The organism is Actinomadura sp. KC345, assembly GCF_004348515.1.
Lineage (GTDB): Bacteria > Actinomycetota > Actinomycetes > Streptosporangiales > Streptosporangiaceae > Spirillospora.
The window spans coordinates 1-13,804 of sequence record NZ_SMKH01000220.1 but is presented as its reverse complement, the minus strand read 5'-3'; the positions used below and the strand labels follow the sequence as shown (position 1 = coordinate 13,804).

Below are 13,804 nucleotides of genomic sequence, written 5' to 3'. Positions count from 1 at the left end.
GGGAGGCGGCGGCCCGCGAACCCCACACGGTCACCCTCTGCGGCGGTTACGAGCTCGCCCCCGGCTGGACGCACCCGCTGCTGCGCGAGCTGCCCGGGACGATCCGCATGCCCGCGCGCCTGGACCGCGGCCGGGGGCTGCAGGCCGCGGTGGAGATCCTCGGCGCGGAGCTCGACGGCCACCGCCTGGGCGCGGACGCGCTCAAGCCCGTCGTGCTCGACATGGTGATCCTGTACGTCCTGCGGGCCTGGTTCGAGGAGCACTCCGGCGGCGAGACGGCCACGGGATGGGCCGCGGCGCTCGCCGACCCCGCCGTCCGCACCGCCCTGAACGCCGTCCACGACGCCCCGGGCCATCCCTGGACGGTGCAGGAACTGGCCGACCGCGCGCGGCTGTCCCGGGCGACGTTCTCCCGCCGCTTCGGCGCCCTCACCGGCAGGCCGCCGCTGGCATACCTGACCTGGTGGCGCATGACCGTCGCCACGGAACTGCTCCGCGACCCGTCCGCCTCCATCGCCGCCGTGGCCTCCCGCGTCGGCTACACCTCGGAGTTCGCCTTCGCCAACGCGTTCAAACGCCACTTCGGCACCGCCCCCGGGAGATTCCGCCGGCAACCCGAGCCTCTCGCTCACCGTCCTAGATGAGTGGACCGGTACGCCGCGCCGCCCTCCCGGGGGATCGCGGCGGGCCGGGCCGGCAGGCATCATGTGGGCCGGGTACGCGGGTTGGGAGCGCAATGGCGGACGGGGCCAAGGAGGTCGTGCGGGACGGGCGGTCGCTGCTGGGGGCCGCGCGCGACCTCCTGGCCGATCACCGGCAGGCCGTGGCGGACGTGCAGGGGGCACTGGCGCCGCTGCGGGCGGAGGCGGGGCGGGAGCGGCTCGGTTCGGTTCCGGTCGCCCGGCTGAAGGACGTCACCGACGGGCGGCTGCGGCTCGGGCCGCTGGAGGAGGCGGGGTTCACGAGCGTCGCGGACGTCCTGGACGCCACCCCGTACCGGCTCCAGCTGCTTCCGGGCATCGGGCCGCAGACCGCGCAGCAGCTTCACGCGGCGGCGGCCGGCCTGGCCGAGGCGGCCGAGCGGTCGGTACCGGTGCGGATCGACGTCGATCGGCGCGACGAGGCGATGACGCCGACGGTGGTCGCGCTGCACCGGCTGGTGAACGCGGGGTCGGAGCTGCCGAAGGCGGCCGCGGCGGCCAAGGCGGTGGACGAGCGGTTCGGCCCGCTGGTGCACGACGCGAGGCCCGCCGGGTCGTGGTGGCGGAAGGCCTTCGCGCGGCCCTCGCGGCGGGAGCGGGCACGGGAGGCGGTCGGCGAGCTGGCCGGCGCCCTCCGGACCGAGGAGGAGCGGGGCACCGCGCTGCTGATGTCGCAGGCGTCGGTGGACCTGCTGCGGCCCCACGTCTCGCCGGACGAGGCGTGGATCGACTTCGAGCTGCGCGCCTCCGACTACCAGACGCTGCTCGCGGAGCTGGCCGCCCTCGGACCCGAGCGCGAGGCGGCCGAAGGGTTCCTGCCGGACGACCTGGCCGCGCGCGTCAAGGCGCAGCCGCTCGACGACACGCACCGGCGGGTGTCGCTGCGCGGCTACCAGTCGTTCGGGGCGCGGTTCGCCCTCGTCCAGGGACGCGTGATCATCGGGGACGAGATGGGCCTCGGGAAGACGATCCAGGCGATCGCGGCGATCGCGCACCTGCGCGCCGAGGGCGCCACGCACTTCATGGTGGCGTGCCCGGCGAGCGTCCTGATCAACTGGGTCCGCGAGATCGAGGCGCGCAGCACGCTCCCCGTGCATCCGCTGCACGGCCCCGGGAGGGACGAGGCCCTGGCCGGGTTCGTCGCCGGCGGCGGCATCGGCGTCACGACCTTCGCGACGCTGCCCGCGGTGGACGTCCCGCTCGACGTCGAGGTCGCGATGTTCGTGGTGGACGAGGCCCACTACGCCAAGAACCACGAGACGCGGCGCGCGAAGGCCGTCGCGTCGTGGTGCCGCCGGGTGGACCGGGTCCTGTTCCTCACCGGCACCCCGATGGAGAACCGCGTCGAGGAGTTCCGCAACCTCGTCGCGCACCTGCGGCCCGAGGTGGCCAGGCAGGTCAGCCCCGGCGACGCCGCGCTGGGCGCGCGGGCGTTCCGGTCGGCGGTCGCTCCCGTCTACCTGCGCCGCAACCAGCAGGACGTCCTCGTGGAACTGCCCGAGGTCGTCCACGTGGACGAACTGGAGGAGTTCAGCACGGCGGACCGGGCGGCCTACCGGCGGGCGGTGGAGGACGGCAACTTCATGGCGATGCGCCGCGCCGCGTACGCGGTCCCGGAGAAGTCCGCCAAGCTCGGCCGGCTGCTGGAACTGGCGGAGGAGGCGGAGGCGAACGGGCTGAAGGTCGTCGTCTTCTCCTACTTCCGGAGCGTGCTGGCAGCCGTCCGGGACGCGCTCGGCCCGGACGTCCACGGCCCGATCTCGGGAGACGTCCCGCCGGCCCGGCGCCAGGAGGTGGTGGACGGCTTCACCGCCGCCCCCGGGCACGCGGTCCTGCTGGCCCAGATCCAGGCGGGCGGCGTCGGCCTCAACCTCCAGGCGGCCTCGGTCGTCATCCTGTGCGAGCCGCAGGTGAAGCCGACCATGGAGACGCAGGCGGTGGCCCGCGCCCACCGCATGGGCCAGGTGCGGACGGTCCAGGTGCACCGGCTGCTGACTCCCGGCAGCGTGGACGAGCGGATGCTGCAGATCCTGCGCACGAAGACCAGCCTGTTCGACCGGTACGCCCGGCGCAGCGACCTGGCCGAGCAGACCCCGGACGCGACCGACATCTCCGAACAGGCCCTCGCCCGGCAGATCATCGCGGAGGAGCAGGAGCGGCTCGGCGCCTAAGGGCCGAACCCCGCCCGCCGGGAAGAACACCGCCGGGGCCGTGTTCCCGGCGACGGAGACCGGACGATCGAAGGGGATGCGCGTGCACGAGAGGTACCGCACGGTCGGCAATGCTCTCCGCGAGCCGATGAAGGTGGACCAGGTCGTCTAGCCGCAGGTCGCGTCCGTGGCGGGGACGACGCCGTGGAGGAGGTAGGCGTCCACGGTCTTGCGGACGCAGGGGTCGCCGGTGTCGTAGGCGCCGTGGCCCTCGCCCCGGAGCGTGAGGAGCGTCGCGCGGCCGCCGAGTTCCCTCGTCAGGGCGGGCGCCCACGCGTAGGGGGTGGCCGGGTCGCCGGTGTTGCCGACGACCAGGATCGGCGCGGCGGACGGGGCGGACACCTCCCGTGCCGCGTCCTCGCCCTTCACCGGCCAGCCGGTGCACTGGAGGAGGCTCCAAGCCATGGACGTCCCGAAGACCGGCGAGGCGTCGCGGAACCTCGGCAGGAGCCGCCGGACGTCGGCCCCGGTGTAGCGGCCGGTGCCGTCCGCGCAGGTGATGGCGGTGTTGGCGGCGGAGAGGTTGCTGTAGGTCCCGTCCTCCTCGCGGCCGTTCTGGACGTCGGCGAGCATGAGCAGCAGGGAGCCGTCGCGGCGCTTGGCCGCGTCGGCGAGGCCCTGCGCGAGGTACGGCCAGGCGTCCCTGGAGTAGAGGGCGGCGGCCACGCCGGTCGTCCCCAGGCTCTGGGTGAGCCTGCGTCCGCCGGATGTGGGCAGCGGGTCCTGGTCGAGGTCCTCCAGGAGCCGCTTGATGGAGGCCACGACGGACGGGGCGTCCGTACCGAAGGGGCAGTGCTTCGTGCCGAGGCGTGCGCAGGCGGCGGCGAAGCCGTGCAGGGCCCGCTCGAACGCGGCGGCCTGCTGGAGCGCGAGGTCCGCGCCGCCGAGCCCGGTGTCGACGGCGGCGTCCAGGACCGCGCGGCCGACGCGGTCGGGGAACTGGTGCGCGTAGGCGCCGCCGAGCCAGGTGCCGTACGAGATCCCGAAGTAGCGCAGTTTCTCGTCGCCCAGCACGATGCGGATCATCTCCATGTCGCGGGCGGCGTTAAGCGTGCCGACATGGGGCAGGAGTTCGCCGGAGCGGGCCGCGCACTGTTCCACGAAGGCGGCGCGGCCGTCGATGTAGGCCTTCTCCTCGGCGGCGGTGTCGGGGCTGTCGTCCCGGGCGGCGATCTCGTCCATGAGCCGGTCGCCGACGCAGGTCACGGGTGTGCTGCGGCCGACGCCGCGGGGGTCGAAGCCGACGAGGTCGTAGCGGGTGCCGAGTTCGGCGTACTGCCCGGCGACCTGGGCGAGCGTGCCGACGCCGTCCCCGCCCGGTCCGCCGAAGTTGAACAGCAGTGAGCCGATGCGGCGCCCCGGGCCGGTCGCCGGCACCTTGATCAGCGCGATGTCGATCGTCCTGCCGGACGGCCGGGTGTAGTCGAGCGGTACCTTCAGGGTCGCGCACCGGAGGCCGGACTTCGGCGGCTCGGTACCCGGAAGCGGCTCCGGGAGCCCGGTGCAGCGTTTCCAGTCCGGTGGCCGGACGGCCGCGCGGGCGGCGCTCGTCCCCGCGCGGGCCGGTTTCATCCCCGCGCGGGTTGCGCTCGCCTCCGCATGGTGTATGGGTGTCCCGCCCAGGCCGGCGGTCAGTCCGGAAACGGCCAGCGTGCCGGCACTTACCAGCACGGTGCCTGGTTTCGCCCTGTCTCGGGTCATTCGTCCCCCGTTCATTTCACGGGGGGCGATCATGAGGTACCCAGCTGCTCCTATGCTGACTCTCGATCAACTACATAGGCTCCGCCGGGGGAAGGAGCGGAGGGGGACGCGTCCCCGACGCCGATCCCCCGAAAGTCCGGATACCGCATCAGGGTCGTACTACTCAAGTCTGAGATGAAGACCATTCGCCGCGGTGATCACAGCCAGGAGCCGCGCGGCGAAGATAGGTACCATGGCTCAAACCGCCCCCCCAGCAGCCCGCCGGGACCAGGCCCCCGAGGCCCGGCAGGGCGAGCGGCGTCAGAAGGCCGCGGCGCTGCGGCGCCGGGCGCTCACCGCGCCTCCTGTGTGGCGAGAGCTTCTGATGGTCGTGCTTTTCTACACCGGCTATACGCTGACGCGCATCGTCCTGGTTCAGGACGGCACGGAGACCGCGTTCGCGAACGCCGACGAGATCCTCCGCGTGGAGCGCGGCCTGGGGATGGACATCGAGCTCTACCTCAACCAGACGCTGCTGTCGGTGCCCTGGCTGGCGCGCACCGCCAACGTCTTCTACGCCACGATGCACTTCATCGTGACGCTCGGCGTCGTCGTCTGGCTGTACCGCTACCGGCCGCACCACTACCGGTGGCTCCGCACGTCGATCATGATGGCGACCGGCGTGGCGCTGATCGGGTTCTGGCTGTATCCGCTGGCGCCGCCGAGGTTCCTGCACAGCGAGGGCTTCGTCGACCCGGTGACCGCGCTGCACTCGCTCGGCCTGTACGCCAGCGACGCCTCGGGGACGCTCACCAACCAGTACGCGGCGATGCCGTCGATGCACGCCGGATGGGCCCTCTGGTGCGGGGCCATCGTGTTCAAGCTGGCCGCCCAGAAGTGGGTCAAGGCCGTCGCCGCCCTCTATCCCGCGACGACCGTCGTGGTGATCCTGTCCACCGCCAACCACTACGTGCTGGACGCCGTGGCCGGGATCGCGCTGGTCAGCGGAGCGATCTGGGTGTCGTGGGTGCTCTACATCCGGTGCCCGAGGCCGCTCATCGTCGCGCGGGCCCGCATCTCCGCCGACCTCGCCCGGCGCAGGGGCGGCACGAGCGGCTCCGGAACGGGCTCCGCCGGCAGCAGGTGCCCCACCCGCTCCTGACCGGCCCGCTCCTGACCGGCCCGCTCCTGACCGGCCCGCACGGCCGTACGGACGCGCAGGGTCAGTCGGCTCCGTAGAAGACGCGCTCGACGACGGCGCGGGCGCGGCGGGTGTGGCGGCGGTAGTCCTCCAGGAGGTCGCCCGTCCCCGGGTAGCCGAGGACGCGGGTGACGGCGCTGCGCTCCCTGTGGTGGTCGGTCGGGAGCAGGTCGGACGCGCGGCCCCGCACCAGCATGACCGAGCCCCGGATGCGGGTCGCCAGGCACCACGCCTCGGTGAGGACGGCGGCGTCCCCGGCGTCCAGGAGCCGCGCCTCGACCGCCGCGTCCAGCGTGTCCAGGGTGCGGGTGGTGCGCAGTCCGGGGACCTCGTGCGCGTGCCGGAGCTGGAGGAGCTGCGCGACCCATTCGACGTCGGCGAGGCCGCCGGGCCCGAGCTTGGTGTGCAGCCGCCGCTCGACGCCGCGCGGAAGCCGCTCGGACTCCATCCTGGCCTTCAGCCGCCGGATCTGCCGGACGGCGTCCTCGTCGATGCCGCCCTCCGGCCAGCGGACCGGGTCGATCAGGGCCCGGAACCGCTCGCGCAGCCCCGCGTCGCCGATCAGCGGGTCCGCGCGCAGGAGGGCCTGCGCCTCCCACGGCTCCGACCAGCGGGCGTAGTAGGCGGCGTAGGACGCCAGCGTGCGGACCAGCGGCCCCTGGCGGCCCTCCGGGCGCAGGTTCGGGTCGATCTCCAGCGGCGGGTCGGAGGCGGGCAGCGCGAGGAGGCGGCGCAGCTCCTCGGCGACGGCGTGCGCGGCGCGCCCGGCGGCCCGCTCGTCGGCGCGGGGCAGCGGCTCGTGGACGAACATCACGTCGGCGTCGCTGCCGTAGCCGAGTTCGTGCCCGCCGAACCGGCCCATCGCGACGACGGCCATCCGGGTCGGCAGCGGCTCCCGCGACTCGGTCTCGATCTTGTTGACGGCGGCGCTGAGCGCGGCCTCGACGGTGACGACGGCGATGCCGGTGAGGGCCTCCCCCACCGCCCGGACGTCCGCCATGCCGAGCAGGTCGGCGACCGACACCCGGAACAGCTCGCGCCGCCGCAGCCCGCGGACCGCCCCGACCGCCTCCTCCGGCGACGCGGCGCCGCCGTCCTCGGTGTGCCGCCGGACGGCCGCGAGGGCCTCCGAGCGGAGCGCCTCGAAGAAGCGCGGGGCGAGGTCGGCGTCGGCGCCGAGCATCGCGACCGCCTCGGGGGCGCGCAGCAGCAGGTCGGTGGCGTAGCGGCTGGAGCCGAGCAGCCAGGCCATCCGCTCGGCGACGGTCACCTCGTCGCGCAGCAGCCGCAGGTACCAGGGGGTGGTGCCGAGGGCGTCGCTGACCTGGCGGAAGCCGAGCAGGCCCGCGTCCGGGTCGGGCGCGTCGGCGAACCAGCCGAGCATGACCGGCAGCAGCGTCCGCTGGATCGCCGCGCGCCGCGAGACGCCGGAGGTCAGCGCCTCGATGTGCCGGAGCGCGCCCGCCGGGTCGGCGTAGCCGAGGGCCTCCAGCCGGGTGCGGGCCGCCTCGGCGGTGAGCCGCGCCTCCTCCCCCGGCAGCCGCGCCACGGCCCGCAGCAGCGGCCGGTAGAACAGCTTCTCGTGGATGCGGCGGACCTCGCGGGCGTGCCGCCGCCACAGCGCGGTGAACTCGCCGACGGGGTCGGTGCGCAGGCCGAGGGCCCGGCCGAGGCGGCGCAACCCGTCCGTGTCGCCGGGAACGAGATGGGTGCGCCGCAGCCGGTGGAGCTGGACGAGGTGCTCCACCCGCCGCAGGAACCGGTACGCCGAGGCCAGCGCCGCCGCGTCGTCGCGCCCGACGTAGCCGCCCCGCGACAGGTCGGCGAGGGCCTCCAGGGTGGTCGGGCTGCGCAGCGCCGCGTCGGCCCGGCCGTGGACGAGCTGGAGCAGCTGCACCGGGAACTCCACGTCCCGCAGCCCGCCGGGGCCGAGCTTGAGCTGGCGTTCGGAGTCGGCGGTGCGCTGGTTCAGGTCGGCCTCGACGCGGCGCCGCATGGCCTGGACGTCCTCGACGAAGCTCTCCCCCTCGGCGGCCTTCCACACGATCGGGGCGACGGTGCCGAGGTAGCGGGCGCCGAGGTCCGCGTCGCCCGCGACGGGACGGGCCTTCAGCAGGGCCTGGAACTCCCAGGTCTTGGCCCAGCGCTCGTAGTAGGCGCGGTGGCTGGCGAGGGTCCGGACGAGCGGCCCCGCCTTGCCCTCGGGACGCAGCGCCGCGTCCACCTCCCAGAGCGAGCCCTCCTCGGTGCTGGACGAGCAGGCCCGCATCATCGCCGACGCCAGCCGGGTCGCGGCGCGCAGGGCCGCGTCCTCGCCCTCGCCCCGCTCACCGGCGCTGCGCGCCTCGGCCACGAAGATCACGTCGACGTCGCTGACGTAGTTCAGCTCGCGCCCCCCGCACTTGCCCATGCCGATGACGGCGAGCCGGCACGTCCCGTGCTCGGGGACCTCGGCGCGGCCGACGGCGAGGCCCGCCTCCAGCGCGGCGGCGGCGAGGTCGGCCAGTTCGGCGGCGACGTCGGCGACGTCCACCACGCCGATCAGGTCGCGTCCCGCCAGGGCGAGAAGCCGCCGCCGGTACGCGACGCGCAGCGCGACGAGGGTCCCGGGGCCGTGGCCGGACGCCACCGGCTCCGCGGCTGCCGGGTCCGCGCCGACGGCGGCCAGCAGGTCGTCGCGGGGGCGCGCGGGAAGGGCCTCCCGGCCGCCGTCGCGCAGGACCCGCCAATGGTCCGGGTGCCGGGCCAGATGGTCGCCGAGCGCGGCGCTCACGCCGAGGACGGCGGTGAGCCGCTCCCGCGTGCCGGGTTCGTCCCGCAGGGCCTCCAGCAGCTCCCCGGCGCCGCGCTCACCGGCGGACGCCAGGACGCGCAGCAGCCCGTCCAGCGCGAGGTCGGGGTAGGCGGTGCCGCCGAGGGCGTCGAGCAGGTCGCCGCCGGGCCGGGCGCCGGTCTCCCGCTCCGCCTCCAGCAGACGCCGCTCGGCGCGGGCGGCGTCGGTGAAGCCGAGCCTCGCCAGGCGCCCGGCGAGGGAGGGACGGCGTTCGGGAGTCCAGGACTCGGTCACGAGGTCCACCGTAATCCGGTGGGGCTTCGAGCGGAGCTCGTCCGTCGAAAGGCGGCGGGTGGGGGCTGGAGGACGGTCAGAGGACGGCTAGCAGGCGCTTTCGCTCGAATTCGGTGACCTGGCGGCGGTAGTCCTCCCATTCCTGGCGCTTGTTGCGCAGGAAGAAGTCGAACACGTGCTCGCCGAGGACGTCGGCCATCAGCTCGCTGCGCTCCATCGCGTGGATCGCGTCGTCCAGGTCCTGCGGGAGCGGCTCGATGCCGAGGGCGCGCCGCTCGGCGACGGTGAGCGCCCACACGTCGTCCTCCGCGCCCGGCGGCAGTTCGTAGCCCTCCTCGATGCCCTTGAGCCCGGCGCCGAGGATCGCCGCGAACGCCAGGTAGGGGTTCGCGGCCGTGTCCAGCGACCGGAACTCGATGCGGGTCGAGTGGCCCTTGTGCGGCTTGTACATCGGGACGCGGACCAGCGCGGACCGGTTGTTGTGGCCCCAGCAGATGTAGGACGGTGCCTCTCCCCCGGCGCCGGCCGCGGAGCCGACGTTGCCCCACAGCCGCTTGTAGGAGTTGACCCACTGGTTGCAGACCGCGGTGATCTCGGCAGAATGCCGCAGCAGCCCGGCGATGAACGCCCGGCCGACCTTGGACAGCTTGAACTCCGCGCCCGGCTCGTAGAAGGCGTTGCGGTCGCCCTCGAACAGCGACATGTGGGTGTGCATGCCCGAGCCCGGGTGCTCGGTGAACGGCTTCGGCATGAAGGACGCGTTCACGCCCTGCTCCAGCGCGACCTCCTTCATCACCAGCCGGAACGTCATGATGTTGTCGGCGGTGGTGAGCGCGTCGGCGTACCGGAGGTCGATCTCCTGCTGGCCGGGACCGCCCTCATGGTGGCTGTACTCCACCGAGATGCCCATCGCCTCCAGCATCATGATCGCGTTGCGGCGGAAGTCGTGCGCGGCGCTGTGCGGGGTGTGGTCGAAGTAGCCGGCGGCGTCCGCGGGCTCGGGCTCGCTCCCGTCCTCCGGCTTGTCGTTGAGGAGGTAGAACTCGACCTCGGGGTGGGTGTAGAAGGTGAAGCCGAGGTCGGCGGCCCGTGCCAGCGCCCGCTTGAGGACGTAGCGCGGGTCGGCGAAGCTCGGCGTCCCGTCCGGCATGAGGATGTCGCAGAACATGCGGCCCACGCCCGGGGACTCCGACCGCCAGGGCAGCACCTGGAACGTGGACGGGTCCGGCTTGGCGATCATGTCGGCCTCGTACACCCGGGCGAACCCCTCGATCGCCGACCCGTCGAACCCGATGCCCTCGCTGAAGGCGCCCTCCAGCTCGGCGGGGGCGACGGCCACGGACTTCAGGAACCCGAGCACGTCGGTGAACCACAGCCGGATGAAGCGGATGTCGCGCTCCTCCAGCGTGCGGAGCACGAATTCCTGCTGACGGTCCAAAGCCTTCTCCCTCGGTGCTGCTGCCCTGCCCGCGACCCGGGACCGGACGACGCATGCCGGCCGCGGTCGCAGGTCCGGCTACGTTGCAGTATGCCCCGCCGCTGTTACCGCGACGTTACGTCCGGACCATTCCCGCTGACCGGAAGATATCCGACTACTCGCCCTCCCCGACCCGCGCGGCGGCCGGATCGAGGACGCGGGACGGGAACGCCCTGGTCCAATCGTGCGCCGGGTCGGCGATCGCCCGCTGCGGCGGGCCCTCCTCGACGACCGCGCCGCCGTCCATGAATACCACCCGATCGGCCGCCTCCTGCGCGCCGGGGAGGAAAGGGGACGGGACGCCCGTGACCGGCCTCGCATATCCGTTTCCCGAAAATTGACGTGGCGATCACGCTCCCCGCACGCGATGATCATTAACGTGGGCCGGGACGTGGACATCTCACTTCTTCTCTCGATGACCGACCGGGTGCCCGCGCTGGCCACGCCGTCGGCCATGCACCCGGAGTCGTGGCAGCTGTGCGCGCAGGTGGAGACCTGGGCGCGCGGCCGCGGCCTGGTGCTCGGAGACCCGGACACCTCGCCGCTCGGCCGGGCCCGCTGCGAGCGGCTCGCCGCCCGCGTCTTCCCCGACGCCGACCTGGAGGCCGTGGACCTGTTCGCGCGCTGGCTGACCTGGACGCTCGCGCTGGACGACACGATGGACCACCCGCCGCTCGCCGACAGCGGCAGCGCCGTGCACGGGCTCTACGACGACCTGCTGCGCGCGATGCGGCGCGGCCACGCGCGACCCGGGGCCCGGCCCCTGGAGGCCGCGCTGGTGGAGCTGTGGCACACCACGTCCAGGAACATGAGCCGCGACTGGCGCCGCCGGTTCATGCTGCACCTGGAGGCGCACCGGGACGGCTGCGCGGAGGAGTCGGTCAACCGGCGCATCCGGCACGTCCCGACGGAGGCGGAGTACGCGCCGCTGCGCCGCCGGGCCTGCGGGCCGTTCCTGTACGACCTCGTCGAGCCCGTCCTCGGCGTCGAGCTGCCGGCCCGGCTGCTGCGGACGCCGCGCTGGAAGACCCTCGCCGACAGCGTCGCCGACATCGTGGCCTGGTCCAACGATCTCGCCTCGCACGACCTGGAGGCGGCCCGCGGCGACGTCCACGACCTGCCCGCCGTCCTCGCGCACGCGCACCGGCTGGACCCGGCGCGGGCCGCCGCCGCGGTCGCCGACCGGATCGCGGACCGGATCGAGGACGCCTGGACGGCGGCGCGCAGGCTCCCGGAGATGCTCGACAGGCTGGAGCTCACCGTCGCGCAGCGCGCCGCCGCCGCGCAGGTCGTCAAGGCGCTGCTGGACACGCCGCGCGCCCACCTGGACTGGCTCGCCGAGTCCGGCCGCTACGAGCGGGCGGCACCCGCCGCCCCCCTGCGCCTGGACGCCCTGGCGTCCCTCCGCTGACCGGAGGGCGGCTTTTCGTCACGCTGACGAGAGTTGCGGGTCTATTCTGGGGGGCGTGGCACAGCTCAGGATCGCGCTCGCGCAGGTGAACTCGACCGTCGGCGACCTCGACGGCAACGCCGACAGGATCGTCGACTGGGCCCGGCGCGCCGCCGCCGCGGACGCGCACCTGGTCGCCTTCCCCGAGATGATGCTCACCGGGTACCCGGTGGAGGACCTCGCGCTGCGCGCGTCCTTCGTCGAGGCGTCCCGGCGGGCCCTGGACCGCCTCGCCCGCAGGCTCGCCGACGAGGGCCTCGGCGACCTGCCCGTCGTCACCGGCTACCTCGACCGCCGGGCGGAGGGGAGCTCCCGGGCCGGGCAGCCCGCCGGGGCGCCGCTCGACGGCGCCGCCTGGCTGCACGGCGGCGAGGTCCTGGTGCGCTCGGCCAAGCACCACCTGCCCAACTACGGCGTCTTCGACGAGTACCGGATCTTCGTGCGGGGCGACCGGCTGCCCGTCGTCCGCGTCCACGGCGTCGACGTCGCCACCGTCGTCTGCGAGGACCTCTGGCAGGACGGCGGTCCCGTCGCCGTCACCGGCGCGTCGGGCGCCGGCCTGCTGCTCTCGATCAACGCCTCGCCGTACGAGCGCGACAAGGACGACGTCCGCCTCGACCTGTGCGCCCGCCGCGCCCGCGAGGCCGGCTGCGCCCTCGCCTACGTCAACATGGTCGGCGGCCAGGACGAGCTGGTCTTCGACGGCGACTCGGTCATCGTCGGCGCCGACGGGATGCCCCTCGCCCGCGGCCCGCAGTTCGCCGAGCACCTCCTCGTCACCGACCTCGAACTGCCCGCCGCCGCGTCCGGCGGGCCGGACGGCGCGCGGGTGGACGCCCGGGACGGCACCACGATCACCATCGACCGGCACGTCCTGTCCTCCGCTCCCCTGCCCGCCTACCAGGCCGGCGCGCCGGCCGTCGCCGAGCCGCTGGACGACCTCGCCGAGGTGTACGCGGCGCTCGTCCTCGGCACCCGCGACTACGTCCGCAAGAACGGGTTCCGCTCCGTCGTCCTCGGCCTGTCCGGCGGCATCGACTCGGCCCTGGTCGCCACCATCGCCTCGGACGCCATCGGCCCGGAGAACGTGCACGCCGTCCTGCTGCCGAGCCGCCACTCCTCCGAGGGGTCGGTGACCGACGCCGAGGAGCTCGTCAAGCGGCAGGGCGTCCACTCCCGCATCGTCCCCATCGCCGGCATGGTCGAGGCGTTCGAGGAGCAGCTCGACCTGCACGGCCTCGCCGCCGAGAACCTCCAGGCCCGCATCCGCGCCAACATCTGGATGGGCCTGTCCAACGAGCACGGCCACCTCGTCCTGACCGGCGGCAACAAGAGCGAGCTCGCCACCGGCTACTCGACCCTGTACGGCGACTCCGCGGGCGGCTTCGCCCCCATCAAGGACGTCTTCAAGCTCACCGTGTGGGACCTGGCCCGCTGGCGCAACGCGCAGACCGGCGCCCGCCTGCCGTTCCTGCACCCCTTCGCCGAGGAGCCCGTCCCGGAGGCGATCATCGCGAAGGAGCCGTCCGCCGAGCTGCGCCCCGGCCAGCGCGACGTCGACAGCCTGCCCGAGTACACCGTCCTCGACCCCGTGCTGACCGACTACGTCGAGCGCGACATGGGCCGCGACGCCCTGGTCGCGGCGGGCCACGACCCCGCGCTCGTCGACCGCGTCGTCCGCATGGTCGACATCGCCGAGTACAAGCGCCGCCAGTACCCGCCCGGCCCCAAGATCACCCCGAAGAACTTCGGCCGGGACCGCCGCCTCCCCATCACCAACCGCTGGCGGGAGCGGTGACCCGGCCGCCCCCTACTCGCGGTGGTGGTTCTCGCCGGGCCAGGACTCCTCCGGCCAGCCGGAGACGTGCTCGAAGGCGTCGGGATCGACGCCGGGGACGAGCTGCTCGCACCAGACGACCTTGCCGGCCGCGGTGCGGCGGGTGCCCCAGCGGTGCGCGAGCTGGCTGACGACCAGGAGGCCGCGGCCGTTCTCGTCGTCGTCCTCGGCGCGGCGGAGG

At 74.1% G+C, this 13,804-nt stretch carries 10 protein-coding genes; 5 read left to right on the top strand and 5 right to left on the bottom strand.

Annotated features, from left to right (window positions below; translation table 11 throughout):
- A partial coding sequence (locus E1281_RS28670) for an AraC family transcriptional regulator (RefSeq protein ID WP_131882830.1) occupies window positions 1-644 on the top strand: 644 nt, incomplete at its 5' end.
- A gap of 92 nt (window positions 645-736) precedes the next feature.
- Entirely contained in the window at window positions 737-2,872 is a 2,136-nt protein-coding gene (locus tag E1281_RS28665; protein WP_131882829.1) for an SNF2-related protein, read from the top strand.
- Window positions 2,873-3,019: 147 nt separating this feature from the next.
- Here the strand turns inward: E1281_RS28665 and E1281_RS28660 are convergent, their stop codons facing one another.
- Window positions 3,020-4,483 carry an alpha/beta hydrolase gene (locus E1281_RS28660; RefSeq protein ID WP_207943548.1) on the bottom strand — a complete coding sequence of 488 codons (1,464 nt, stop codon included), beginning with the start codon at window positions 4,481-4,483 and terminating at the stop codon, window positions 3,020-3,022.
- 361 nt (window positions 4,484-4,844) lie between these two features.
- On the opposite strand from E1281_RS28660, the gene E1281_RS28655 reads away from it, so the two are divergent.
- Window positions 4,845-5,753: a phosphatase PAP2 family protein gene (locus E1281_RS28655; protein WP_243717513.1), complete on the top strand. Its 909-nt coding sequence runs from the start codon at window positions 4,845-4,847 to the stop codon at window positions 5,751-5,753.
- 61 nt (window positions 5,754-5,814) lie between these two features.
- Here the strand turns inward: E1281_RS28655 and E1281_RS28650 are convergent, their stop codons facing one another.
- From E1281_RS28650 to E1281_RS42695, 3 genes are all read right to left on the bottom strand, one after another.
- Window positions 5,815-8,859 carry a bifunctional [glutamine synthetase] adenylyltransferase/[glutamine synthetase]-adenylyl-L-tyrosine phosphorylase gene (locus E1281_RS28650; protein ID WP_243717511.1) on the bottom strand — a complete coding sequence of 1,015 codons (3,045 nt, stop codon included), beginning with the start codon at window positions 8,857-8,859 and terminating at the stop codon, window positions 5,815-5,817.
- Window positions 8,860-8,935: 76 nt separating this feature from the next.
- Entirely contained in the window at window positions 8,936-10,297 is a 1,362-nt protein-coding gene (locus E1281_RS28645) for a glutamine synthetase family protein (RefSeq protein ID WP_131882826.1), read from the bottom strand.
- A gap of 154 nt (window positions 10,298-10,451) precedes the next feature.
- On the bottom strand, window positions 10,452-10,583 hold the full coding sequence (locus tag E1281_RS42695) for a hypothetical protein (protein ID WP_279433660.1): 132 nt from the start codon (window positions 10,581-10,583) through the stop codon (window positions 10,452-10,454).
- 132 nt (window positions 10,584-10,715) lie between these two features.
- Between E1281_RS42695 and E1281_RS28635 the strand changes: the two genes are divergently transcribed.
- Together E1281_RS28635 and E1281_RS28630 are read left to right on the top strand one after the other, a co-directional pair.
- Window positions 10,716-11,747: a terpene synthase family protein gene (locus E1281_RS28635; RefSeq protein ID WP_243717509.1), complete on the top strand. Its 1,032-nt coding sequence runs from the start codon at window positions 10,716-10,718 to the stop codon at window positions 11,745-11,747.
- 55 nt (window positions 11,748-11,802) lie between these two features.
- A complete protein-coding gene (locus tag E1281_RS28630) occupies window positions 11,803-13,584 on the top strand; it encodes an NAD+ synthase (protein ID WP_131882825.1) in 1,782 nt (593 codons plus the stop codon).
- A gap of 12 nt (window positions 13,585-13,596) precedes the next feature.
- On the opposite strand, the gene E1281_RS28625 is transcribed toward E1281_RS28630, so the two are convergent.
- Window positions 13,597-13,804, bottom strand: a 208-nt coding sequence (locus E1281_RS28625) for an ATP-binding protein (RefSeq protein WP_131882824.1), incomplete at its 5' end; no start/stop codon positions are given.

Excerpts from the sequence above, each read along its gene's own strand:
- E1281_RS28665 (WP_131882829.1), top strand. The coding sequence starts at position 737 with ATGGCGGACGGGGCCAAGGAGGTCGTGCGGGACGGGCGGTCGCTGCTG.
- E1281_RS28660 (WP_207943548.1), bottom strand. The coding sequence starts at position 4,483 with ATGAAACCGGCCCGCGCGGGGACGAGCGCCGCCCGCGCGGCCGTCCGG.
- E1281_RS28655 (WP_243717513.1), top strand. The coding sequence starts at position 4,845 with ATGGCTCAAACCGCCCCCCCAGCAGCCCGCCGGGACCAGGCCCCCGAG.
- E1281_RS42695 (WP_279433660.1), bottom strand. The coding sequence starts at position 10,583 with ATGGACGGCGGCGCGGTCGTCGAGGAGGGCCCGCCGCAGCGGGCGATC.